24 protein-coding genes and 1 pseudogene are annotated in these 24,101 nt (G+C 54.5%); 15 read left to right on the forward strand and 10 right to left on the reverse strand.

Annotation, left to right across the window (positions count from 1 at the left end):
* Both E0L16_RS11075 and E0L16_RS11080 read left to right on the forward strand, forming a co-directional pair.
* Entirely contained in the window at positions 1–2,982 is a 2,982-nt protein-coding gene (locus E0L16_RS11075; protein WP_131636924.1) for a virulence factor SrfB, read from the forward strand.
* The gene (locus E0L16_RS11080; protein WP_131636925.1) at positions 2,979–5,153 is read left to right on the forward strand and encodes a virulence factor SrfC family protein; all 2,175 of its coding nucleotides are present in this window, start codon (positions 2,979–2,981) and stop codon (positions 5,151–5,153) included. The genes E0L16_RS11075 and E0L16_RS11080 overlap by 4 nt, the downstream gene beginning before the upstream one ends.
* 66 nt (positions 5,154–5,219) lie before the next feature.
* Here the strand turns inward: E0L16_RS11080 and E0L16_RS11085 are convergent, their stop codons facing one another.
* Positions 5,220–5,393, reverse strand: coding sequence for a GhoT/OrtT family toxin (locus E0L16_RS11085; RefSeq protein ID WP_032670341.1), 174 nt, complete (start codon positions 5,391–5,393; stop codon positions 5,220–5,222).
* A gap of 243 nt (positions 5,394–5,636) precedes the next feature.
* Here E0L16_RS11085 and E0L16_RS11090 point away from each other — a divergent pair, with 243 nt between their 5' ends.
* From E0L16_RS11090 to E0L16_RS11100, 3 genes are read left to right on the forward strand one after another with little or no spacing between them, the layout of a single operon-like run.
* A complete protein-coding gene (locus tag E0L16_RS11090) occupies positions 5,637–5,963 on the forward strand; it encodes a TehB family protein (RefSeq protein WP_131636926.1) in 327 nt (108 codons plus the stop codon).
* 27 nt (positions 5,964–5,990) lie between these two features.
* Entirely contained in the window at positions 5,991–6,344 is a 354-nt protein-coding gene (locus E0L16_RS11095) for a TehB family protein (RefSeq protein WP_131636927.1), read from the forward strand.
* A 3-nt stretch (positions 6,345–6,347) separates the two neighbouring features.
* Complete coding sequence (locus E0L16_RS11100) at positions 6,348–6,530, forward strand: DUF1869 domain-containing protein (protein ID WP_131636928.1); 183 nt, start codon at positions 6,348–6,350, stop codon at positions 6,528–6,530.
* Between the two features lie 35 nt (positions 6,531–6,565).
* On the opposite strand, the gene patD is transcribed toward E0L16_RS11100, so the two are convergent.
* The 3 genes from patD to ymcF form a co-directional block, all read right to left on the reverse strand.
* Positions 6,566–7,990 (reverse strand): aminobutyraldehyde dehydrogenase, encoded by a 1,425-nt coding sequence (gene patD / locus E0L16_RS11105; protein ID WP_131636929.1) that lies wholly within the window; start codon positions 7,988–7,990, stop codon positions 6,566–6,568.
* Positions 7,991–8,128: 138 nt separating this feature from the next.
* On the reverse strand, positions 8,129–9,553 hold the full coding sequence (locus E0L16_RS11110; RefSeq protein ID WP_107535438.1) for an aminotransferase-like domain-containing protein: 1,425 nt from the start codon (positions 9,551–9,553) through the stop codon (positions 8,129–8,131).
* 82 nt (positions 9,554–9,635) lie between these two features.
* Positions 9,636–9,824, reverse strand: a complete 189-nt coding sequence (gene ymcF, locus E0L16_RS11115; protein WP_063866623.1) for a cold shock small protein YmcF — start codon at positions 9,822–9,824, stop codon at positions 9,636–9,638.
* 416 nt (positions 9,825–10,240) lie between these two features.
* On the opposite strand from ymcF, the gene E0L16_RS11120 reads away from it, so the two are divergent.
* The 6 genes from E0L16_RS11120 (at position 10,241) to hslJ (ending at position 14,682) form a co-directional block, all read left to right on the forward strand.
* Positions 10,241–10,723 carry an Hcp family type VI secretion system effector gene (locus E0L16_RS11120; protein WP_131636930.1) on the forward strand — a complete coding sequence of 161 codons (483 nt, stop codon included), beginning with the start codon at positions 10,241–10,243 and terminating at the stop codon, positions 10,721–10,723.
* Positions 10,720–11,199 carry a DUF2778 domain-containing protein gene (locus E0L16_RS11125; RefSeq protein WP_131636931.1) on the forward strand — a complete coding sequence of 160 codons (480 nt, stop codon included), beginning with the start codon at positions 10,720–10,722 and terminating at the stop codon, positions 11,197–11,199. The genes E0L16_RS11120 and E0L16_RS11125 overlap by 4 nt, the downstream gene beginning before the upstream one ends.
* A 383-nt stretch (positions 11,200–11,582) precedes the next feature.
* Complete coding sequence (locus E0L16_RS11130; RefSeq protein WP_063866620.1) at positions 11,583–12,977, forward strand: cytochrome ubiquinol oxidase subunit I; 1,395 nt, start codon at positions 11,583–11,585, stop codon at positions 12,975–12,977.
* A 5-nt stretch (positions 12,978–12,982) separates the two neighbouring features.
* A complete protein-coding gene (gene cydB / locus E0L16_RS11135; RefSeq protein ID WP_131636932.1) occupies positions 12,983–13,993 on the forward strand; it encodes a cytochrome d ubiquinol oxidase subunit II in 1,011 nt (336 codons plus the stop codon).
* Complete coding sequence (locus tag E0L16_RS11140) at positions 13,993–14,121, forward strand: DUF2474 domain-containing protein (protein WP_017693358.1); 129 nt, start codon at positions 13,993–13,995, stop codon at positions 14,119–14,121. Before cydB ends, E0L16_RS11140 begins: the two co-directional genes overlap by 1 nt.
* A 123-nt stretch (positions 14,122–14,244) precedes the next feature.
* Entirely contained in the window at positions 14,245–14,682 is a 438-nt protein-coding gene (hslJ, locus tag E0L16_RS11145) for a heat shock protein HslJ (protein WP_102751091.1), read from the forward strand.
* 1 nt (position 14,683) lies between these two features.
* On the opposite strand, the gene E0L16_RS11150 is transcribed toward hslJ, so the two are convergent.
* Complete coding sequence (locus E0L16_RS11150; protein WP_003856935.1) at positions 14,684–14,950, reverse strand: putative hemolysin; 267 nt, start codon at positions 14,948–14,950, stop codon at positions 14,684–14,686.
* A 270-nt stretch (positions 14,951–15,220) separates the two neighbouring features.
* On the opposite strand from E0L16_RS11150, the gene nifJ reads away from it, so the two are divergent.
* Positions 15,221–18,745 carry a pyruvate:ferredoxin (flavodoxin) oxidoreductase gene (nifJ, locus tag E0L16_RS11155; protein ID WP_131636933.1) on the forward strand — a complete coding sequence of 1,175 codons (3,525 nt, stop codon included), beginning with the start codon at positions 15,221–15,223 and terminating at the stop codon, positions 18,743–18,745.
* Between the two features lie 387 nt (positions 18,746–19,132).
* Positions 19,133–20,260 carry a porin OmpC gene (ompC, locus tag E0L16_RS11160; protein WP_063866616.1) on the forward strand — a complete coding sequence of 376 codons (1,128 nt, stop codon included), beginning with the start codon at positions 19,133–19,135 and terminating at the stop codon, positions 20,258–20,260.
* Positions 20,261–20,294: 34 nt separating this feature from the next.
* On the opposite strand, the gene E0L16_RS11165 is transcribed toward ompC, so the two are convergent.
* From E0L16_RS11165 to E0L16_RS22270, 3 genes are all read right to left on the reverse strand, one after another.
* Positions 20,295–20,717 (reverse strand): GFA family protein, encoded by a 423-nt coding sequence (locus E0L16_RS11165; protein ID WP_131636934.1) that lies wholly within the window; start codon positions 20,715–20,717, stop codon positions 20,295–20,297.
* Between the two features lie 3 nt (positions 20,718–20,720).
* Complete coding sequence (locus E0L16_RS11170) at positions 20,721–20,918, reverse strand: hypothetical protein (RefSeq protein WP_112791814.1); 198 nt, start codon at positions 20,916–20,918, stop codon at positions 20,721–20,723.
* 74 nt (positions 20,919–20,992) lie between these two features.
* Positions 20,993–21,124 (reverse strand): hypothetical protein, encoded by a 132-nt coding sequence (locus tag E0L16_RS22270; protein ID WP_255507681.1) that lies wholly within the window; start codon positions 21,122–21,124, stop codon positions 20,993–20,995.
* Positions 21,125–21,157: 33 nt separating this feature from the next.
* On the opposite strand from E0L16_RS22270, the pseudogene E0L16_RS11175 reads away from it, so the two are divergent.
* Both E0L16_RS11175 and ttcA read left to right on the forward strand, forming a co-directional pair.
* Positions 21,158–21,403, forward strand: a pseudogene (locus tag E0L16_RS11175) (tyrosine-type recombinase/integrase); the annotation flags it as partial.
* A gap of 49 nt (positions 21,404–21,452) precedes the next feature.
* Positions 21,453–22,388, forward strand: coding sequence for a tRNA 2-thiocytidine(32) synthetase TtcA (gene ttcA / locus E0L16_RS11180; protein ID WP_131636935.1), 936 nt, complete (start codon positions 21,453–21,455; stop codon positions 22,386–22,388).
* A gap of 42 nt (positions 22,389–22,430) precedes the next feature.
* Here the strand turns inward: ttcA and dbpA are convergent, their stop codons facing one another.
* Together dbpA and ynaL are read right to left on the reverse strand one after the other, a co-directional pair.
* Positions 22,431–23,804: an ATP-dependent RNA helicase DbpA gene (gene dbpA, locus E0L16_RS11185; RefSeq protein WP_131636936.1), complete on the reverse strand. Its 1,374-nt coding sequence runs from the start codon at positions 23,802–23,804 to the stop codon at positions 22,431–22,433.
* Positions 23,805–23,861: 57 nt separating this feature from the next.
* Positions 23,862–24,014, reverse strand: coding sequence for a proline-rich small protein YnaL (ynaL, locus tag E0L16_RS22040; RefSeq protein ID WP_154817044.1), 153 nt, complete (start codon positions 24,012–24,014; stop codon positions 23,862–23,864).
* Positions 24,015–24,101: the final 87 nt, after the last annotated feature.

Here is a 24,101-nt window from a genome sequence, read left to right on the forward strand (position 1 = left end):
ATGCTGGTTAATCTTTGCGACTATAAACAGAGCGTTACGCTGATTGCTAACAGCGGCGTACAGTTCCTCGATTTTGGCCTGACGCCGCAGGACACCGCGAGCAATGGGCGTTTCGTGCGTAAAACGGCAAATGGCCCGCTGCTGCGTCTGGATTTTGATCTGGTTAACGGTCGGTACACGCTGCCTGCCGCCGATGGCGGGCAGCCGGAAGTGGTCAAGCCTGAAAGCACTATTCCGCTGCACGACTCATTGACCGTGCTGGACGGCGTCTGGCTGCCGCTTCCTTTCCTGCGTTTTAATCCGCCGCGGACGTTTGTTGATGGCCCGGACAACTGGGCCCGCGTCCAGGTGCGAAAGCTTTCCACACCCGACGCGGCTGGCAACACGCACCGCGTCACCATCGCCCTCGACAGCCAGATTGCAGAGCATGCAACGTCCGCGTTGTCGCCGATTGAAAACGATATCCTGAACGGGACGCGTTTCGCACTCGCCTGGCGCGACGGTGAAGTTGAGAGTTTCCTCGACCAGACCTGGATTGACGGCTGGCTGCGCGAAGCCTTCACGCAGTTTGCCGACGGGGTTGAAAAACGATCTGAACGCGAGCTGCATCAGGCCATGCGTAGCTTTGAGTATCAGGCACACTGGCTCAACCTGCTCTCTATGCTCGGTGAACAACTGACCGTGCCGGAAGTGAAGTTTGTTACCCACACCCTGAGCACCCCTGCCATTCCTGTCGATTTGATCCTTGACGTTGGTAACACCCACACCTGCGGCGTGATTATTGAAGATCATGGTGATGCCAATGACGGCCTGCGCCAGACGGCTGAACTCCAGGTGCGCTCTCTGAGCGAGCCGCAGTTCCTGAATGAGCCGCTGTTTACCAGCCGTCTCGAATTTTCTGAAGCGCGCTTTGGCAAGCAACACTTCTCGGTGGAAAGCGGCCGTGAGGATGCGTTCGTCTGGCCATCTATTGTCCGCGTGGGTGATGAAGCGCGTAAGCTGGCGATGCAGCGTCTGGGCACTGAAGGCAACAGCGGGATCTCCAGCCCGCGTCGCTACCTGTGGGACGAAACGCCGGTCGTGCAGGACTGGCGCTTCAGCCAGATGAACGGCAAGACTCAACGCGAACCGCTGGCGACCGCGTTTCCGCTGATGAACCTCATGAACGACGATGGGGAACCGCTCTTCACGCTGCCGCAGGATGAGCGCCTGCCGGTCTTCTCTCCGCAGTACAGCCGCAGCACCCTGATGACGCACATGCTCTGTGAGCTGCTGGCGCAGGCGCTTGGCCAGATTAACAGCGTTGCCACCCGCCTGCGGCTCGGCTTCCCGGCCTCTCCGCGCCAGCTGCGTACGCTGATCCTCACCCTGCCTTCGGCGATGCCGAAACAGGAGCGCGAGATCTTCCGTCGCCGCATGTTCGAAGCCATCGCCATCGTCTGGAAAGCGATGGGCTGGCATCCGCAGGATGAAGATTTTGCCAGCCGGAAGCAGCAGGAAAAAAGCGTGGTTCCGGTTCCTGAGATCCAGATGGAGTGGGACGAAGCCAGCTGCGGCCAGCTGGTGTGGCTCTATAACGAAGCCATTTCCCACTTCGGCGGCCAGACCGAAGCGTTTTTCGCCTCCCTCGCCCGTCCGGATCGCGCGCCTGAGCCGGGCGTCGAGCCGGGGCGTGCGCTGCGCGTTGCCTCTATCGATATCGGCGGCGGCACGACGGATATGGCCATCACGCACTATCAGCTCGATGATGGCTCCGGTAATAACGTCAAAATTACCCCGCAGCTGCTGTTCCGCGAAGGGTTCAAGGTAGCCGGCGATGATACGCTGCTGGACGTGATCCAGCGCTACGTACTGCCCGCGCTGCAAACCCAGCTTCAGAAATCCGGCATAGCCGATGCCTCCCTGCTGATGGCGTCCCTGTTCGGCGACTCCGGGCGGATTGATACCCAGGCAGTATTGCGCCAGCAAACGGCGCTTCAGCTGTTTATGCCGATCGGTCACGCGATCCTGGCGGCGTGGGAATCGAGCGATATTGACGATCCGCTGGCCGGGCTGCACGCCACCTTTGGCGACCTGCTGACCCAAAAACCAACGCGTAACGTGATGAATTATCTCCAGCAGGCGATCGACCATGCGTTGCCTGCTGGCTCAGAGCACTTTGATCTGTTCAGCGTGCCGCTGCACGTCAATTTCCGGGAGATGCAGGACGCCATGCTGGCGGGGCAGTTCACGCTCGCCGCCCCGCTTCATGCGGTATGCGAAGCAATTTCTCACTACAGCTGCGATATTCTGCTGATCACGGGACGACCGGGCTGCCTGCCGGGCGTTCAGGCCCTGATTCGCCACCTGCAACCGGTGCCCGTCAACCGTATCGTCTGGCTGGATAAATACCAGGTTCATGAATGGTATCCGTTCAGCCAGCAGGGACGGATCGGCAACCCGAAATCCACCGCCGCCGTGGGGGCGATGCTCTGTAGCCTGGCGCTGGATCTTCGTCTGCCGCGCTTTAACTTCAAAGCGGCCGATATTGGCGCGTACTCTACGGTGCGTTATCTGGGGGTGCTGGATAACACGATCAATACCCTGCGGGACGAGAACGTCTGGTATCACGACATCGACCTCGATAAACCCGGCGCGAAACTGGACGCCCGGCTGCACTTCCCGCTGCGCGGTAACGTCACGCTCGGCTTCCGGCAGCTGGCCAATGCCCGCTGGCCCGCCACGCCGCTTTACACCCTGAGCATCAACTCTGCCGAGCTGGCGAAAGCCATCGCGGGCGACGGCGTGCTGAACGTGCGCCTGAAGCTGCGTGGCGGCAACAGGCAGGAAGGCCCGGAATCGTTCGAGCTGAGCGACGCCTGGCTCCAGGACGGCACGCCCGTGCCGCCGGATGCCCTGACGTTTAAACTGAATACTCTGGCCGATCGCCGACACAGCGGCAGCCATTACTGGATCGACAGCGGGAGCGTATACCTCAAATGACCGGGACGACTGCCACCACCCAGGCCTTAATCGGGTGGATCAACGAGACGCGACAGCACGCCCCGATGCTGGATAACGACGCCGACGCCCTGCTTGCCCGCCTTAACGCAGCCCGCGCGCGCGAAGAGGCGCTCGATCGCGCCCTTGTCAGCCGGAGCAGCATTGGCTTATACGGCCACTCGCAGACGGCGAAAGCACACCTGCTGGCCTCCCTGTGCGGCAGCGGCGACGAACGGCTGAACGTCACGCCGGGTCAACGCACGTTCGATTATTTCTCGCATATCAATCCGGGACATGCGCCAACCAACATGGCCGTTCGTTTCAGCAGGTCGTCCGGCGAGATTGCCGATGAGGCGTTTCCGCTGCGCCTGCGCCTGGTGACGGAGGCCGAGCTGGTGCAGCTGTTTATCGCGCGTACCACGTTGGATCCGCAGATCCGCGCGGTGGATAAGTCCGTGATTGAAGCCCGGCTTGAAAAATGGCGTGCGCTGCGTCAACCGCAGAGCGTGCCGGGAATGACCGGGCAGGAAGTGGCGACCATTGCCCGTTTCTGGCAGAGCAAGGTCCCGGCTGCTAAGCAGCAGATTGACGATGCCCTGTGGCATCAGTTTGCCCTGCTGATCCCGTCGCTGGATCTCAGCACGCGCGCCAGCGTCTGGTCCCTGCTGTGGGGTGAGCAACAGGAGTTAACCCAACAGTGGCTTAAACTCGCTCATGTGCTGCATCAAACCGGCCATGCCAGCGCGCTTGCCGCGCCGTTGAGTCTTCTGGTGGACAGCTTTGGCCTGCCGTGTGAAGGTTTCCTGACTCATGGGGCATTTACCGTACCAGAAGCGCAGGAAACCCTGCTTCACCCGATTAATAACGGCGAGCTGCTTAATGCCATTAGCCTGCCCGTCGATGTACTGGCATGTCTGACACGCGAACTGGTGCTGCCCGTTGAGAGCTGCGCCCTCGATAACGTCGATATTATTGATATTCCGGCCATTACTGAGGAAAACACGCCGCTGATGACGCAGGCAAAATGCCAGTGGTTGCTGGAGCATTATCGTCAGCAAATTCAGCCGGATGTGCTCGTTATCTGCAACGCAACAGCGCACCACCAGCAGACGGCAAAAACGGCCAGGCTCCTGCAAAACTGGGTCAAAGAGACGCAGCCGGTGGAAGAGTCCGCATTGCCGGGGCTGGTCTGGGCCATCACCCCTCATGATGCGCGGTTCACCACGAAGCAGAACCTTGACGAAGCGGTGCAGCAGTTGCTGGGCCAGCCGGGTCTGCGCTGGGGCACGCTCCAGGCACTTGATTCCCACAGTATGCAGCGGGTGATCGAATGGCTGTCGCAGGCTACCCTGCCGGCCCAGCGCCAGAAGCGTCTTCAAACGTTGAAAAGCGTGTTGCAACAGTCGCTGTCGGCACTTATGCGCCCGTATATCGGCCCACTTACCCGCGACCCAATAGCTGAGCGGGCTCAGGCCGAAAAAATGGTTCGAACGCTGCAAGGCAGCGCCGCTCGTCACGGTGAACTGCTTGAAGGGCTTCTGCCGCCGTTAAAAGCGTTTGAGACGCTGCTGACGGTTCACCAGCCTCGTGAGGAACAGGTCAACGGCCTGTTTAACGACGTTATCGATCTGTTTGCGGAAGAGGCGCAGGAAAATCCTGGCGCGTTGCAGACCAAGGACAAGGCGCGAATGGCCCATAGCGTGTGGGTTAACCATCTTCGTCAGTGGAGTCGCAACGACGCGGCGGCTGCCCGGCTGGGCCTGGACGCAAGCGTATTACAGCAGATTGCCGATGTGCTGATCGTCACCAGCTACCGGCTGAACCTGCCGCTGCAACTGCAACGTATTGTAGAAACAGATAAAAGCAGTGGCGCACAGCTGCATGCCGCGATAGGCAATTTCATTGGCTGGCTTGGATATGAACTGACTCCCGTCGCTGAACGGCCTGCAAGCCGGATCCGCAAAAGTCAGGCCATTTTTGTGACGCCGGTGGTGAGTAACGCCTCACCCCGCCTCACCCGGTTGGGTGAGCAGCCTGTTCATGCGGCGACAGCTTACGTTTATGACTGGCTGGTTGCGCTCTACACCCGCGCCATTGAAAACGTGGATTATCAGTGTCCGTATGACGTTCAGCCTGTTGCGCGCAAAGCACTGGACGCGATTTTACGCTAATGCTTCCCAGCCCACAGCAATGTGGGCTTCAGCACTTTCATGTCGGTGAGCCGCGCGAGTAACGCGTCAGAAAAGTGAGATCAACAGGGCTACAGGAAAGCTCATCGGCCAGGTGGAGCCCACCAGGAATGCGCTCAACAAGCGAATACGTTTTCGATCTTTAGACAGGAACCAGGTGATTAAGGCACAGACAGAGGCCATGATTGCGTAAAACACCAACATCTTTTGATACAACGTCATTCTGTTTACCTGAGCCAAAAAATAACCGCACGCAATATGCGTCATATGTTGACACAGATCAAGTTTTTTCATTACATCATAACCACTTAAATACTAAGGATAATAACAACTGAGTATCTTGTGTAACAACGCCGGGTAAAGCAAAACGGTTATTATTGATAAGATGCATATAAAATGCACTTTTTGATAAATTCATTCCCTCAGAAAGCAGTCTAATAAGAGCAGGCTTTCATGGGAGGAAACATGCTACGCATTCCACAGAGTTGCATTCACACCCGTTCCACGCCTTTCTGGAACAAAGAAACGGCCCCCGCCGGCATTTTTAAACGCCACCTTGATACGGGTACGCGTCCGGGCGTTTTCCCGCGCCTGTCGGTGATGCGCGGCGCAGTGCGTTATCTGGGCTATGCTGATGAATTTACGCCCGAGCCTGACAGCGAACTCGTCATTGAGGCGGGTCATTTCGGCGTTTTCCCGCCAGAGAGATGGCATCACATTGAGCTGATGACCGACGACACCCTGTTCAATATTGAATTCTTTGTTGAACCTGAGGTGCTTAAGTCCCTTTAAGCGCCCGATATCATGAAGGAAACTATTATGTTACGTATTCCTGAAAACTTTGTTCACACCCGTTCTACCCCGTTCTGGAATAAAGAGACCGCCCCAAAAGCGCTTTTTACCCATCACAACACTAAAGCTGGCGTGTACGGGCGTTTGTCCGTTATGCAGGGTGCGGTGCGTTACTTTGGCTTTGCCGATGGCGATGCCACCGAACCCGATCTGGAAGTGGTGATTGAGGCCGGTTCTTTTGGCATCTCCCCTCCGCAAAAATGGCACCGCATTGAGCTATTGACCGACGATACTTACTTTAATATCGACTTTTTCGCGGATCCTGCCGTCACGCTCAGCGAGGCGGGTATCGGTAAAGTGGTCAACACGCATAAGGAGTAAGTTATGGGTAAGGCAACCTATACCGTGACCGTCACCAACAACAGCAACGGCGTGTCGGTAGATTTTGAGACAGAGGCGCCTATGGAACTGTTGATCCCGGATGTCGCGGCAGATGTTGTGAAGGATCTGGTGAATACCGTTCGCGCCTACGATACGGAAAATGAACACGACGTGTGTGGCTGGTAAGCACAAACGCCCGGCACTGCGCCGGGCATAAGTGTTTAGTGTTTGATCATGACATGTCGCACAACCGTGTAATCTTCAAGGCCGTAAATCGACATATCTTTGCCGTAACCGGATAACTTCATCCCGCCGTGGGGCATTTCACTCACCAGCATAAAATGGGTATTCACCCAGGTGCAGCCATACTGCAACCGTGCGCTGAGTCGATGGGCGCGCCCGACGTCTTTTGTCCAGACGGACGAGGCCAGGCCGTATTGCGAATCGTTGGCCCAGGCCAGCACCTGCGCTTCATCCTCAAACGCCGTCACGCTGACTACCGGACCAAACACTTCTCGCTGGACGATCGCATCTTCCTGCTTCGCCCCGGCCAGCAGCGTTGGCTGGAAGTAATATCCGCCCCCCTCTGCTTTACTGCCGCCGGTGACGACGCGGATATGTCCGAGGGCTTTGGCTTCATCCACGGCAGCACAAACACGGGAAAGATGCGCTGCGGAGCTGAGCGGACCAAGCTCCGTTGATGCATCGTCCGGGGCGCCCATTTTCAGGCTGGCAACGGCTGCGCCCAGCTTTTCAACCAGGGCGGGATAAATTCCTTCCTGGGCATAGATTCGACAGGCTGCGGTACAGTCCTGGCCGGCATTGTAGAAGCCAAACGTACGCACCCCCTCAACCACGGCATCCAAATCTGCATCGTCAAAGACAATGACCGGCGCTTTTCCACCCAACTCCATATGGGTACGTTTGATAGAGGATGCGGTATGACCAATAATATGTTCCCCGGTGGCGATAGAGCCGGTGAGGGAAACCATGCGCACTTTTTCGTGACCGGTCAGCGGATCCCCTACGGTCTTGCCGCGACCAAACAGCACGTTTAGCACGCCTGCCGGGAAGATATCTTTCGCCAGTTCTGCCAGCTTCAGCGCCGTCAACGGGGTGATTTCTGATGGCTTGATGACGACACAGTTTCCCGCTGCCAGCGCGGGGGCCAGCTTCCACGCCGCCATCATCAGAGGATAGTTCCAGGGCGCGATCGAGGCGACAACGCCAACCGGATCGCGGCGAATCATCGAGGTATGTCCTTCCAGATATTCTCCGGCAGCCAGCCCATTCAGGCAGCGGGCGGCCCCGGCAAAGAAGCGAAACACATCAACCACGGCAGGAATTTCATCCCCCAGGGCACAATGGAGCGGCTTTCCGCAGTTAAGGGATTCCAGCTGCGCGAACGCGTCGGCGTTGGCTTCAATCACGTCAGCCAGCTTTAACAGACAGTCGGCGCGCGTTTTCGGCGTCGTTTGTCCCCACTCTGTGAACGCGCGATCGGCAGCCTGTACGGCAGCGTCCACCTGTGCAGCCGATGCTTCAGCAATCTCAAGCAGCACCTCACCCGTGGCAGGATTATAAACCGCCTGCTTCTCCCCTTCGCCGGCCACCAGTTCACCATTAATCAGCAATTGATTTTGCATAGCACCGTCCTGTTAAAGTCGACATTATTTTCGCTGTCAGCACACGTTTGTCGGATCGATACGTGACAACGTCACGCTTTTAAGCCGTACCCCCATATTAAAGGTAGACCGCGCGCCCTGCCGCTTCAGGAATTTTCATCAAGGTGTGACTGGCGGCAGCATCATTTCGCGAATTAGCGCCGCCAGCTGGACGACAGCCTGTTCCTCCCGCTCGCTCCAACCCCAGGAGGTATTGAAACGGAAAAACGGCGTCCAGATATCGGAGGTGGAAAACATCTTGCCGGGGGCAATGCTGATTTGATGGGTTAATGCCTTTTCACTCAACTGCCCCGCATCCAGCTGTTCAGGCAGCTCCAGCCATAAAAAGTAGCCGCTGTCGTTATGATGGATTTTGACGCCGGCAGGCATATGGCGCAGAAGCGATTGCCAGGCCTGCTGTTTACGTTCAGCAAGCGTACGCCGCAGGCGACGAAGGTGGGCGTCGTAACGTTTGGTCGCCAGATAATCCACCAGCGCCAGCTGCATGGGAGAGCTGGTCGATAACGTACTCATTAGCTGCAACTGCTGAATACGGCGCGCATGTTTTCCCGCCGCCACCCAGCCAATGCGAAAACCGGCCACCAGACATTTGGAAAATGAGGAGCAGTGCAACGTCATGTCCTGCTTATCCCAGGCTTTTGCCGGAAGCGGCTTTTCACGGCCAAAATAGAGTTCGCTGTAAACATCGTCTTCGATCAGCGTGACGTTGTGCCGGGTTAACAAGGCCACCAGCTGGGCTTTCTTCTCTGCGCTCAGCGTAAAGCCGAGCGGGTTCTGACTGTTAGTCATCAGCCAGCAGGCTTTTACCGGATAGTCGTTTAACGCCTGCTCAAGGGCATTGAGATCGATACCTTCCCGGACGTCAGTGGCAATCGACAGCGCTTTCAGCTTCAGACGTTCCAGCGCCTGAAGTGCGCCATAAAAACAAGGGTTCTCAACAATAACCCAGTCACCAGGTTCCGTGACGGCCTGTAAGCTGAGGTTGAGTGCTTCGAGCGCACCCGCGGTGATCACAATTTCATCCGGAGAGATATTCATCCCCTGCTGAGCGTAGCGACGGGCAATGGCATGACGTAAGTCAACGTTACCCGGCGGCAGGTTTTCAATCACGCTCATGGCCGTGGCCGTTTTACTGACGTTAGCCAGCGAGCGGTTGAGTTGCTGAAGCGGGAAAAGGCGTGGATCGGGAAATGCCGAGGCAAAGGGGACAACGGAGGGGTCGCGGCTGGCCTGTAACACGTCGAAGATATAGGTGTTGATGTCTACCACTTCGTCGCGCATAACCTGCGCGGGCGGTGCAGGCTGGTGCGTGGTCGGGCGCGCGGCAACGTAGTAGCCCGACTGCGGTCTGGCAACAATGCGCCCCTGACTTTCCAGCATCTGATACGCGTGGCCCACGGTCATAAAGCTCATGCCGCTGCTTGCCACCTGCTCTCGCAGGGAAGGCAGCTTATCGCCCGGCAACCATACGCCAAGCTCAATCTGCGAGATAATTTGTTGCGCCAGACGCTGGTATTTTTTCATCAGATTCTCCTTATTGCTGACAGTGTATATCAGCAGGAGAAAAAGAGAAGATTGTGCTAACTGTTATGGGAAATGCGGTGGCTTACTTGCGGTATTCGGTAACGTGATTCTGAGCAGAATGCGCAGCGGCCAGGTGATCGAGCGTGATCATCGGCGATTTGCAGAAAATGCATTTCGCGCCGAACGGGTTTTTATCAGACACGTCAAAAGCTGAGGTGCGGTACTGCGAACCATGACAGCATGGGCAGCGGAAATGGATATAAGAAGTCATAGGATTCTCCTGTAAACGTAAAAACGTAAATTACTCATGAGCCGGTCAGGCATAAATGGTTCGATACAAAACGAATCGGAATGTAGATAAAGACCCAAGAGAGGCTGCGGAGAGGCACAACGTGATGAGAACTGCTTTATAAAACTACGTCAGATATTTATTTGGATTCAAAACCAGAAATCCATTAACGCATGTTGCTGGTGACAAAGCAAGCTGTTTAATGCGTAAAAATCATAAAAAGAATTTTTTTATTCAAGATTGTCTACAGCATCATTGATTATTCAAGAAACCGATTTCGAAGCACCAACACATAACCAATTGAAATATAAATGTTTTATATGGCATTTTATGCCTACCTGGTTGGTTCACCAGAGGTATTAACTTTTCAGATTCACTCAGAAAAAGGGATCTACAGGATGGCAATTCCAGCATACCTCTGGCTAAAAGATGACGGCGGCGCGAGTATTAAGGGCTCTGTCGATGTTGTGAATCGTGAGGGAAGTATTGAAATTTTGAGTTTTGGGCACGGCCTGTATCTCCCTACCGACACCATGACCGGTAAGATCACAGGCACCCGTATTCATAGCCCACTTAATTTTGAAAAAGAGTTCGACAGCTCAAACCCCTATTTGTACAAAGCAGTAGCAAAAGGACAAACCTTAAAAAGCGCTGAGTTTAAGTGGTATCATATCAATGATGCAGGCCAGGAGGTCGAATACTTCAACATGCTGCTGGAGAACGTGAAAGTTGTCTCTATCTGTCCACTCATGCATGATATAAAAAATCCCGCGACTGAAAAACATAACCATCTCGAAAGTATCGCTCTTCGCTACGAAAAGATTACCTGGAAGCATTGCGACGGGAATATTTTCTTCTCTGATGAATGGAAAGACAGATGATTCGATGTACTTTTCATTTAAACGGGGGGCAACTTTCAACGCTGAGCTGTCCTGGCCTGGGCTTTTTCCCCGCATATTCAGGAAACGCAGGCCACAACAGAAACAATCCTGATGCCGTTGCAACGCCTGCGGTGGGGCCATTACCGCCCGGACTCTACTATATCGTTACACGTCCTCGAGGTGGGTTAGCTACCCACTGGCATGATGTTATCAAAGAGTTTGAAAGTGGATCGAACCGTGATTTTTGGTTTGCTCTTTATCGTCATGATAATCACATTGACGACACAACCTTTATCAACAGAGTTGAGCGGGGATCTTTTCGCCTACACCCTGCGGGACAGTCCGGTATTAGTAATGGATGCATCACATTACCAAACCATGCTCACTTCAGAATATTAATGCATGGACTACTGGCGTCCGGCACAATAAAAGTCGCTGCTGGATTAAATGCACTTGGCACCATACAGGTATATTGATGAATGCTAAGAAACATGCCCTGACGTGGGTGGTCGAAACATTGATGCTTTTCATTATTTATTCGCTGGTATGCTACATCATGCCGGATGTTTTGCTTTATCACCTCTACACCAGACATTTTGGATTTGTAACTGAACTTGAATGGAGTGAAAGCTACACATTATTACTTTTTATTTTTTCCTTTCTGATTAACGCCGTATTGATCTACCTTTGGGCATTACGAAAGTGAGCGTTAACATGGGCGGTAATATTACCGCCCGATACAAGTTTCACATAGACGGTCAAGAAAACTGTTATAGATAAATAACATCGGTCTGTCTCTGCAACCCAGACCTGGCACGGCTTAAAATCGCATCGAATTTTTTGCACTGCGGAGTTTTGCATGTTTGGTCTAGATGCGTTTCATCTTGCGCGAATACAGTTCGCCTTTACCGTATCCTTTCATATTATATTTCCAGCAATCACAATCGGCCTGGCGAGCTATCTCGCCGTGCTGGAAGGGCTGTGGTTGAAAACAAAAAATCCCGTCTGGCGTTCGCTGTACCATTTTTGGTCGAAGATCTTCGCCGTCAACTTTGGTATGGGCGTGGTCTCCGGCCTGGTGATGGCTTATCAGTTTGGCACTAACTGGAGCGGGTTTTCGCAGTTCGCGGGCAGTATTACCGGCCCCCTGCTGACCTATGAAGTGCTCACCGCGTTCTTCCTGGAGGCAGGTTTCCTCGGGGTGATGTTATTTGGCTGGAATAAGGTCGGGCCGGGGCTGCACTTCTTTTCAACCTGCATGGTCGCGTTGGGAACCATCATTTCTACGTTCTGGATCCTCTCGTCAAACAGCTGGATGCAGACACCGCAAGGGTATGAAATCGTAAACGGTCAGGTGGTTCCTGTGGACTGGTTTGCCGTGGTGTTTAACCCCTCCTTCCCTTATCGCCTTCTGCACATGTCGATAGCGGCTTTCCTCAGCAGCGCACTGTTTGTCGGTGCCTCTGCGGCGTGGCATTTGCTGCGCGGCAACAACACGCCCGCCATTCGCACCATGTTCTCCATGGCGTTGTGGATGACGTTGATCGTAGCCCCTGTCCAGGCGCTGGTGGGCGATATGCACGGGCTGAACACCTTAAAACATCAGCCAGCGAAAATAGCCGCTATAGAAGGCCACTGGGAGAACCCGCCGGGTGAGCCCACGCCGCTGCTGCTGTTTGGCTGGCCGGATATGGAGCAGGAACGGACCCGTTTTGGACTGGCGATACCCGCGTTGGGCAGCCTGATCCTGACCCACAGCCTTGATAAACAGGTTCCGGCATTGAAGGCGTTCCCGAAAGAAGATCGTCCGAACGCCACGATTGTTTTCTGGTCTTTCCGCATTATGGCCGGTTTAGGGATGTTGATGCTGCTTTTGGGCGTGGCGGCACTGTGGCTGCGTTACAAACACCGCCTCTATACCTCGCGTCCCTTCCTGTGGTTTGCCCTGCTGATGGGGCCGTCCGGGCTGATCGCCATCCTCGCCGGATGGGTAACTACGGAGGTCGGCCGCCAGCCCTGGGTCGTCTATGGGCTACAGCGCACAAAGGATGCGGTTTCCGCGCATGGCGATCTGCACATGAGCATCAGCTTGCTGGCTTTCTTCGTGGTTTATACCGCGGTGTTTGGCGTGGGCTACAGCTATATGGTGCGTCTGATTAAAAAAGGGCCGCAGCCCCATGGATCCTTCGCGACCGAATCCGACGGCCGCCCTGCTCGTCCGCTTTCTGCCGTCACCACTGAATTTAAGGAGTAACCGTAATGGGTATCGATCTTTCCATTATCTGGTTCGTTATTATCGTTTTCGCCACCTTGATGTATATCGTAATGGATGGTTTTGACCTGGGGATAGGCATCCTGTTTCCGGCAACGCCGGATGCAGACGATCGCGATGTGATGGTCAACAGCGTAGCCCCGGTCTGGGACGGAAACGAAACCTGGCTGGTGCTTGGCGGTGCGGCTCTGTTTGGTGCCTTTCCTCTTGCCTATGCGGTCATCATCGACGCGCTGACCATTCCCCTGACCATAATGCTGATCGGGCTTATATTTCGCGGAGTTGCCTTTGAATTTCGCTTCAAGGCGACTCCGGCGCACCGACCGTTCTGGGATAAGGCCTTTATTGGCGGGTCGATTGTGGCGACGTTCAGCCAGGGCATTACCGTCGGCGCGGTGATCCATGGATTCAGCGTCACCGGTCGCGCTTACAGCGGCGGTCCATTTGACTGGTTTACCGCATTTACTCTTTTTTGCGGTGCGGCCCTGGTGGTGGCTTACGCGCTGTTAGGATCAACGTGGCTGGTCATGAAAAGCGAAAATGCCCTGCAACGGCGGATGCGTCAGATATCGAAGGTGCTCCTGCTACTTCTTCTGGGGTGCATTGCAGTAATCAGTATCTGGACGCCTCTGGCGCAACCGGCCATTGCCGCACGCTGGTTTACGCTGCCGAACCTGTTTTATCTGCTGCCCGTCCCTGCGCTGGTTGTGATCCTGAGCCTGTGTCAGTGGCGCTGCCTGAATAATCCGGCGAGCCATACCCTGCCGTTTATCATGACCTTAGGACTGGTATTCCTTGGTTTTAGCGGGCTTGGGATCAGCATCTGGCCGCATATCATCCCACCGGACATTACCCTCTGGGAGGCCGCCGCCCCACCCCAAAGCCAGGGCTTTATGTTGGTGGGTGCACTGTTGATCATTCCCGTCATTCTGGTCTACACCTTCTGGAGTTATTACGTTTTTCGCGGAAAAGTACAGCATGGGGAGGGTTATCACTGATGCAACAACCTGTATGGAAACGTTTGATGTGGCTTGCCATCATCTGGGGCGGCAGCGTACTGGCGCTGGCCTGTGTCAGTATGCTCTTCAAAATGCTGATGGCAGCGGCTGGATTTAAATCTCATTAAGTATCTCACCGGGTGCGCCGCCGCCCGGTCCTTTCTCGCACTTTCAGATAAACCCCATTAACACCCAGGAGGGTATCGTTACACTGAAAAAATATTTACAGCATTGATAGTTTGAGAAGAAAAATGAAAAAGCTCGCGGCAGTAAGTTTAATCAGCCTCGCACTGGCTGGATGTGTTAACCCTGGCAAAGCCTCCGTTCAGACCGAACAGCTAGAGAATCACCGCTTCGTGCTGGAAAACGTTGATGGCAAAGCGGTGAAAGTCGGTAAAACGCAGCCTGAAATTCGCTTCAGTGCGCAGCCTAATATCAGCCTGATTAACAACATTGTCGTCTCCGGCACGATGTGCAACGGCTTCAACGGACAGGGGAAGTTGTCCGAAGGAGAATTGACCGTCAAAACGCTGGCCATGACGAGGAAACTCTGCACCGAGCCGCAGCTTAATGCACTGGATCAGACCATCGCCGATATGCTAAGCAAAGGCGCACAGGTAGACCTGACCGAGGACCAGTTAACGCTGGCGACAGCCGATAAGTCATTGATGTTTAAGCGAGTAGAATAACTCAGTAGCTTCCGCACGACCCTACGGCAAGCGACTGCTCACTACAGCGTTTGCCGTTAGGCAATGCGCACATGCCGATGGCGGAGCCGTCGAGCTGGCGGGCAACGGAAAGTGACCCTCCGATCATTGCGCAGTTAGCTTGTCCAGAGCTGGACATAGCCGCTCTCATACCTGGCGTAACGTGTGCTGCTGTCGCCTGCTGTACAGGTTCATTGCTGCATGCCGATAACAGTAACGCGGCACATCCTACCCAAAATGCTGAACGCATACCTTTCTCCCCATAATTAAAGCGAAACCTAAGCATAATAGGCATCACGCGCCGCATCGTCGAGAGCGGATGTGCGTATTTATGCGCTCTGGTAACAATTTCTCGCAATTTTTTAACGCAACTAGCCATCCAGTCATTGATACAGCGCATACCGAGGACACAAAAGCGAAAATCGCAAACCCTGAGCTTTGCTAAAATACACAGATAATATTCAGGGTCTGTCGTCGTTTTACAGGCCCCTCTTTTTGCGCAATGTAAGGGTGTTGTCCTATGCAAACTATTGACGGCAATGGTGCAGTCGCGTCGGTTGCGTTTCGTACCAGCGAAGTTATCGCCATCTACCCAATTACTCCAAGCTCAACGATGGCTGAACAGGCAGACGCCTGGGCCGGGAATGGCCTAAAAAACGTCTGGGGAGACGTCCCGCGCGTCGTTGAGATGCAGTCCGAAGCCGGCGCCATTGCCACCGTGCACGGTGCGTTGCAGACCGGTGCCCTGTCGACTTCGTTTACGTCGTCACAGGGTCTTCTGCTGATGATCCCCACGCTTTACAAGCTGGCAGGACAGTTAACGCCGTTTGTCCTGCACGTTGCCGCGCGCACCGTGGCCACTCACGCGCTCTCTATTTTTGGCGATCACTCGGACGTGATGGCCGTGCGTCAGACCGGCTGCGCCATGCTCTGCGCCGGTAGCGTGCAGGAGGCACAGGACTTCGCGCTGATATCGCATATTGCCACGCTGAAAAGCCGCGTGCCGTTTATTCATTTCTTCGATGGTTTCCGCACGTCACACGAGATCAATAAAATCGTTCCGCTGCCGGACGATACTATTCTGAACCTGCTGCCGCAGGCTGACATTGATGCTCATCGCGCGCGTGCCCTCAATCCGGAACACCCGGTGATTAGGGGAACGTCGGCAAACCCGGACACCTATTTCCAGTCCCGCGAGGCGACAAACCCGTGGTACAACGCGGTATACGATCATGTCGAACAGGCGATGGACGATTTTGCCGCTGCGACGGGTCGCGCGTATAAGCCGTTTGAATATTACGGCCATCCGCAGGCCGAGCGCGTGATCGTCCTGATGGGTTCAGCCATCGGCACCTGTGAAGAGGTGGTCGATGAATTGCTGACGCGTGGAGAAAAAGTGGGCGTGCTCAAAGTTCGCCTCTATCGTCCATTCTCAGCGAAACACCTGCTCGCAGCCCTGCCGGAAAGCGCGCGTGCCGTGGCGGTACTTGACCGCACCAAAGAGCCTGGCGCACAGGCTGAACCGCTCTATCTTGATGTGATGACGGCGCTGGCTGAGGCGTTCAATGCTGGCGAACGCGAAACGCTGCCGCGCGTCATTGGCGGGCGTTATGGTTTATCCTCCAAAGAGTTCGGACCAGAATGCGTCCTGGCCGTATTCACTGAACTGCGCGAGGCAAAACCGAAACCGCGCTTTACGGTCGGCATTTATGATGACGTGACTAACCTTTCTCTCCCGCTGCCGGAAAACACCCTGCCCTCGAATGCGAAACTGGAAGCGCTGTTCTACGGCCTGGGCAGCGACGGCAGCGTCTCGGCGACCAAAAACAACATCAAAATTATCGGTAACTCCACGCCGTGGTATGCGCAAGGGTATTTCGTCTATGACTCCAAAAAAGCGGGCGGGCTGACCGTCTCCCACCTGCGCGTTAGCGAACACCCAATCCGCTCGGCGTACCTTATTTCGCAGGCAGATTTTGTTGGCTGTCACCAGCTCCAGTTCATTGATAAATACCAGATGGCCGAGCGCCTGAAGCCCGGCGGTATTTTCCTGATCAACACCCCGTACAGCGCCGATGAGGTCTGGGCGCGCCTGCCCCAGGAAGTCCAGGCGGTGCTGAACCAGAAACAGGCGCGCCTGTATGTCATTAACGCCGCGAAGATTGCCCGCGAGTGCGGCCTGGCAGCGCGTATCAATACGGTCATGCAGATGGCGTTCTTCCACCTGACCAACATTCTGCCGGGCGACAGCGCGCTGATGGAACTTCAGGGGGCGATTGCCAAAAGCTACAGCAGCAAAGGTCAGGAGCTGGTTGAACGCAACTGGCAGGCGCTGGCGCTGGCCCGCGAGTCGCTGTTCGAAGTGCCGTTGCAGCCGATCAATGCCGGCAGCCCGAACCGACCGCCAGTGGTGTCTGACGCCGCACCGGATTTTGTCAAAACCGTAACGGCGGCGATGCTTGCCGGACTGGGCGACACCCTGCCCGTCTCTGCGCTTCCGCCTGATGGCACCTGGCCGATGGGCACGACCCGCTGGGAAAAACGCAATATTGCCGAAGCGATCCCCATCTGGAAAGAAGAGCTGTGCACCCAGTGCAACCACTGCGTGGCGGCCTGTCCGCACTCGGCCATTCGCGCCAAGGTGGTATCGCCGGAAGCGATGGCTGACGCGCCGGAGAGCCTGCACTCGCTGGATGTAAAATCCCGCGATATGCGTGGCCAGAAATATGTTCTTCAGGTGGCGCCAGAAGACTGCACCGGCTGTAACCTGTGCGTTGAGGTGTGCCCGGCGAAAGATCGTCAGGATCCGACAATCAAAGCCATCAATATGATGTCGCGTCTGGACCATGTTGAAGAAGAGAAAGTGAATTATGATTTCTTCCTCGACCTGCCTGAAATCGACCGCAACACGCTGGAACGCATTGACATTCGTACCTCACAGCTCATTACGCCGCTTTTCGAGTACTCCGGGGCGTGTTCTGGCTGCGGTGAAACGCCGTACATTAAACTGCTTACCCAGCTTTACGGCGACCGAATGCTGATTGCCAACGCGACTGGCTGCTCGTCAATCTACGGGGGTAACCTGCCGTCCACGCCATATACCACCGACGCGAACGGCCGCGGTCCGGCGTGGGCAAACTCGCTTTTCGAGGATAACGCAGAATTTGGTCTGGGCTTCCGTCTGACGGTCGACCAGCACCGTGCCCGCGTAATGCGTCTGCTGGAAGAGTTTGCCGATAAAATCCCGGCAGAATTGAATGACGCGCTGCATGCAGAGGCCACGCCTGACGTTCGTCGCGCGCAGGTTGCTGAACTGCGCAATGCGCTTCAGGGTATTGAAGGAGCTGAACAACTGCTGACCGATGCCGACGCGCTGGTAGAAAAATCGATCTGGCTCATCGGCGGTGACGGATGGGCCTACGATATTGGATTCGGTGGACTCGATCACGTGCTGAGCCTGACCGAAAACGTCAATATTCTGGTACTTGATACCCAGTGCTATTCCAACACCGGTGGACAGGCCTCGAAAGCGACGCCGTTAGGGGCGGTCACGAAATTTGGTGAGCATGGCAAACGCAAGGCGCGTAAGGATCTCGGCGTCAGCATGATGATGTATGGCCATGTCTACGTCGCGCAGATTTCGCTGGGCGCACAGCTCAACCAGACGGTGAAAGCCATTCAGGAAGCGGAAGCTTATCCTGGCCCGTCGCTGATCATCGCCTACAGCCCGTGCGAGGAACATGGCTACGATCTGGCGCTTAGCCACGACCAGATGCGTCAGCTTACCGCAACCGGATTCTGGCCGCTGTACCGCTTCGATCCGCGCCGTGCCGATGAAGGGAAATTGCCGCTGGCGCTGGATTCGCGTCCACCGTCAGACGCCCTTGCCGAGACCCTGCTTCAGGAGCAACGTTTCCGCAGGCTGAACGCTCAGCAGCCAGAAGTAGCAGAGCAGCTCTGGAAGGATGCGGCAGCGGATCTTCAGAAGCGGTATGACTTCCTGGCACAACTGGCGGGAAAAGCGGAAAAATCCACCAGCGAATAACCTTTATGCCCGGCTTGTCCGGGCATTTTTTTGCCATAAAAAAAGCCCGATGCATGCGCACCGGGCGAATCCAAAGATCGGTGAAAATTGCCTCAATCTTCTGAACAATATTCACGGTAATTATGGATGAAAAAATCTTAAAGGCATATAACGCCGGGAAGATTACCTTGTTTACCCCGTAATTAATAATTTTTATTTTGTATCTGTCGCTGTAATTTATTCACGGCATCAATCATCATTTCAGCCGCATTATTTGGTTGAGATTTTACTTAACCCGTAACAATTATAATTTATTCATCCGCCATCAGAGTGATTTAGCATGGGACAGCTTTCCAGTCCGGAAAGTTCACGAAGTAATAAAAAAATAACCGCAAAGGAATAATCCAAATGCAAAGAAAAGTACTGGCACTGATGATCCCCGCTTTGTTAATGGCTGGAACCGCTCACGCAGCTGAAATTTATAATAAAGACGGCAATAAACTGGATCTGTATGGCAAAGTCGATGGTCTGCATTATTTCTCTGACGACGCGTCGAAAGATGGCGACCAAACCTATATGCGTCTGGGTTTTAAAGGTGAAACCCAAATCAACGACATGATGACCGGCTACGCGCAGTGGGAATACAACATTCAGGCAAACAACACCGAAGGTTCTGACAATCAGTCATGGACGCGTCTGGCCTTCGCGGGGGTGAAGGTGGGCGACTATGGCTCCTTCGATTACGGCCGTAACTATGGCGTACTGTACGACGTAGAAGGCTGGACCGATATGCTGCCTGAATTTGGTGGCGACTCTTACACTTATGCCGACAACTTTATGACCGGTCGTGCCAATGGCGTTGCGACCTACCGTAACACCGACTTCTTTGGTCTGGTGCAGGGCCTGAACGTTGCGGTGCAGTATCAGGGTAATAATGAAGGTAACAACTGCGACGAGGATTTCTGCTCTACCAACGAAGGAACCAACAACGGCCGTGACACTCGCCATGAAAACGGTGATGGTTACGGTATCTCCGCTACCTATGATTTCGGCATGGGCTTCAGTGCGGGCGCCGCATACGCCTCTTCTGACCGTACCAACGATCAGGTAAATTACACCACTGCGGGCGGCGACACTGCGGATGCATGGACCGCAGGTCTGAAATACGATGCCAACAATATCTACCTGGCGGCAATGTATTCCGAAACCCGTAATATGACGCCGTACGGTGACAATGCGGATGCGGTAGCAAATAAAACGCAGAACGTAGAAGTCACTGCGCAATATCAGTTTGACTTTGGCCTGCGTCCGGCTATTTCGTATTTACAATCTAAAGGCAAAGATCTGGGCAATGGCCAGGACGATAAAGACCTGGTGAAATATGCTGACGTAGGTGCTACCTACTATTTCAACAAAAACATGTCCACCTATGTTGATTATAAAATCAACCTGCTGGATGAAGATGATTCATTCTACAAAAACAACGGCATTGGTACAGATGACGTTGTCGCATTGGGCCTGGTTTACCAGTTCTAATGGTATCAGCCCGCAGAAATCTGCGGGCTAACGTTTATTGATGTTCCGATGCTTCTTTACGGAATGAGAGGTAACCAACCACCCCGCTGTCACCATCCATGGGATGATTTACCCCATCCATCACCGCCACTTCCGGGAAGTCGAATGGCGTGACATTTTCGAGGCAGGCGATATTGACACCGTATTCGTTGGGATTGGAGCGTCGTTGATGGAACGTGTAAATACCGCAGACCGAGCAGAAGAAATGGCGCGCAGTGCCCGTGTTGAAGCGGTACTCCGTGAGCCTGTCTTCCCCCTGTGTCACCTTAATGCCCGTCAACGGCGCAGATACGACTACCGCCCCACGCATACGACAAAATGAGCAGCTACAGCGGCGTGCGGTATTCAGGCCGTCTGTCAGCTCAACGGTAAACTGTACCGCCCCACAATGGCACTGTGCTTGCCGAATTTCAGCCATCGCTTAAACCCCTTTTCTCACTAACTCAGCTGCTTTTAAAAAGACTTCATCTTCGACACCATCCCCCTTCTGCCTGCCGAGCCTGACCAGCTCATCGACAATACTTTGACGGTTGATGATCTTCTGTGATGAAACCAGCCCAATAACGGCGGCACCAATCGCCAGCCCAACTAATCCTGTCTGTTCGTCTTTATTCTTCATGGTATCGTAGATAATGGAAAGCTAAGAGGTGCTGTACATTTTGTTAAAACCGCCTTCGTGAAGGCGGCTTGTCATCACTCTGGATCTTTATCGCCCGATTCAGGCGCTGAGCCAGGATCGTCTTTGGACTTACTTCCATCCTTCTCCGGATTATCCGGGATGGGGTTAAAATCAGGATGGTCACCATTAACTGGTCGGTCAGTCATTTTCACCTCCGTTTTATTACTGCGTAAGCTTTAAGTGTAGACAACCCATTCGCCTTGTGGGACTCAATTGTAAAACGTGCTGGCATTCGTCGCTGCAATCCGTACCATACACGGCACACTTTCGCATGCTGGTTTTTACCGGCAGCCGCAAACCCGTCTTTTATTGCTAACCAGATGGGGCACGATAATGCGCAGATGGTGTATGAAATCTATGCTACATGCAGAGAAGAGATGAACAGCGAACAGGTGGAAAAGCGGGATACGAAGCTGACGCTTTGAAATCGTTTTCCTCGCCTTGTGCCCCATTTGAGATCTGAGTAACAAATAAATGCAAGAAAATCAAGAAATTAACAAGAAAGAACAGTACAACCTGAATAAACTGCAAAAGCGACTGCGCCGCAACGTGGGCGAAGCCATTGCAGACTTCAACATGATTGAAGAAGGCGATCGCATCATGGTCTGCCTGTCGGGCGGTAAAGACAGCTATACCATGCTGGAGATCCTGCGTAATCTTCAGCAAAGCGCACCGGTGAATTTTTCCCTGGTCGCGGTTAACCTCGATCAGAAACAGCCGGGCTTCCCGGAGCATATTCTCCCCGAGTATCTGGAGAACCTGGGCGTTGAGTACAAAATCGTAGAAGAGAATACCTACGGAATCGTTAAAGAGAAGATCCCAGAAGGCAAAACAACCTGCTCGCTCTGCTCACGTTTGCGTCGCGGCATTTTGTACCGCACAGCAACAGAACTGGGTGCTACAAAAATTGCGCTTGGTCATCACCGGGACGACATTCTGCAAACGCTGTTTCTGAACATGTTCTACGGCGGAAAAATGAAGGGCATGCCGCCGAAGCTGATGAGCGATGACGGCAAACACATTGTGATCCGCCCACTCGCCTACTGCCGCGAGAAAGACATTGAGCGTTTCTCTCAGGCTAAAGCCTTCCCTATCATTCCATGCAATCTGTGTGGCTCACAGCCGAACCTGCAACGTCAGGTCATTGGCGACATGCTTCGTGACTGGGATAAACGCTATCCGGGCCGTATCGAAACCATGTTTAGCGCAATGCAGAACGTGGTGCCTTCGCACCTGGCCGACGTTGAGTTGTTCGATTTCAAAGGCATTAACCACGGTTCAGAAGTAGTGAATGGCGGGGACCTGGCCTTTGACCGCGAAGACATCCCGATGCAGCCTGCCGGCTGGCAGCTAGAGGAAGAAGAGGCACAGTTCGATGAACTGCGCCTGAACGTGGTGGAAGTGAAATAACCTGACAGCGTCTCAGACACTGCTTCTGAGACGCTTTTTTCCTTACTTCAGCAGCCGAACGCGGCAGGTTTTCCCTTTAATCTTCCCGTCCTGCAACTGTTTCCAGGCCTTGTGGGCAACCGACTGGCGAACCGCGACGTAGACATGTGCAGGATGAACCGTGATCTTGCCAATATCTGCCCCGTCGAGACCGATATCTCCTGTTAACGCCCCCAGAACGTCACCGGGACGCATTTTGGCTTTTTTACCGCCGTCGATGCAAAGCGTGGCCATTTCCGCCGCCAGCGGAGCGACGCTGGTGTTCACCGGGGCATTTACCCAGTTGAGTTTAAGTTGCAGCATTTCCGCAAGAATATTGGCGCGCTGCGCCTCTTCAGGTGCGCAGAAGCTGATAGCGAGACCGCTGTTACCCGCACGCGCAGTACGTCCGATGCGGTGGACATGCACTTCCGGATCCCATGCCAGCTCGAAATTCACCACCAGCTCAAGCGATTTAATATCAAGGCCACGGGCTGCCACATCCGTTGCAACCAGCACGCGAGCGCTGCCGTTTGCAAAACGCACCAGCGTTTGATCGCGATCGCGCTGCTCCAGATCGCCATGCAGCGATAACGCGCTCTGCCCGGCATCGTTCAGGGCATCGCACACCGCCTGACAGTCTTTTTTGGTATTACAGAACACTACGCAGGACGCCGGCTGGTGCTGGCTCAACAATTTTTGCAGCAATGGAATTTTGCCCTGCTGAGAGGTTTCAAAAAACTGCTGCTCTATCGCCGGCAGGGCATCGACAGTATCGATTTCAATGGTCAGCGGATTTTTCTGCACGCGCCCGCTGATCGCCGCAATGGCCTCAGGCCAGGTGGCAGAAAAGAGCAGCGTCTGACGTGTGGCCGGGGCAAAGCGGATCACTTCGTCAATTGCATCGCTGAAGCCCATATCCAGCATGCGGTCAGCTTCGTCCATGACCAGCGTTTGCAGTGCATCGAGTGAAACGGTGCCTTTTTGCAGGTGATCGAGCAGACGACCCGGCGTCGCCACAATGATATGCGGCGCGTGCTGAAGAGAATCACGCTGCGCACCGAACGGTTGCCCGCCGCAGAGCGTTAAAATTTTAGTGTTTGGCAAAAAACGCGCCAGGCGACGCAGCTCACCCGCGACCTGGTCGGCCAGCTCACGCGTCGGGCAGAGTATCAAGGACTGGGTCTGAAACAGGGTTGCATCAATGTGCTGCAACAGGCCGAGTCCGAAGGCAGCCGTTTTTCCACTGCCGGTTTTCGCCTGCACGCGCACGTCACGGCCTTCGAGGATAGCCGGCAGGGCGGCGGCCTGGACGGGGGTCATAGTGAGATAGCCCAACTCATTCAGGTTAGTCAGTTGGGCTTCAGGCAGAACATTCAGCGTGGAAAAAGCGGTCACAATATACTCTCGTGGTAATGATTGCAGTCAGATGGCGCGTATCCTCGCAGATCTCCGCTAACGATGCGACAATTTAATCGGTTCTTCGTCCGGTGGCGGATCCGGCATCGGCTGCGGACGTGGGATGGGATCGGGTATCGGGGTCGGATCGGTGGGCACCGGATCGGACTGCCAGGTGGTCAGGCGTTGCAGGGCAAGTAGCATACTCATCTTTTCCTCCAGATTTGGGTGCTGACCCCTAAAGGGTAGACGCAGATAAACAGGAGGCAAAAAAAAGCCGACTATAAAGTCGGCGTC

This window comes from Enterobacter quasihormaechei (assembly GCF_004331385.1).
In the GTDB taxonomy this organism is placed as follows: Bacteria; Pseudomonadota; Gammaproteobacteria; order Enterobacterales; family Enterobacteriaceae; genus Enterobacter; species Enterobacter quasihormaechei.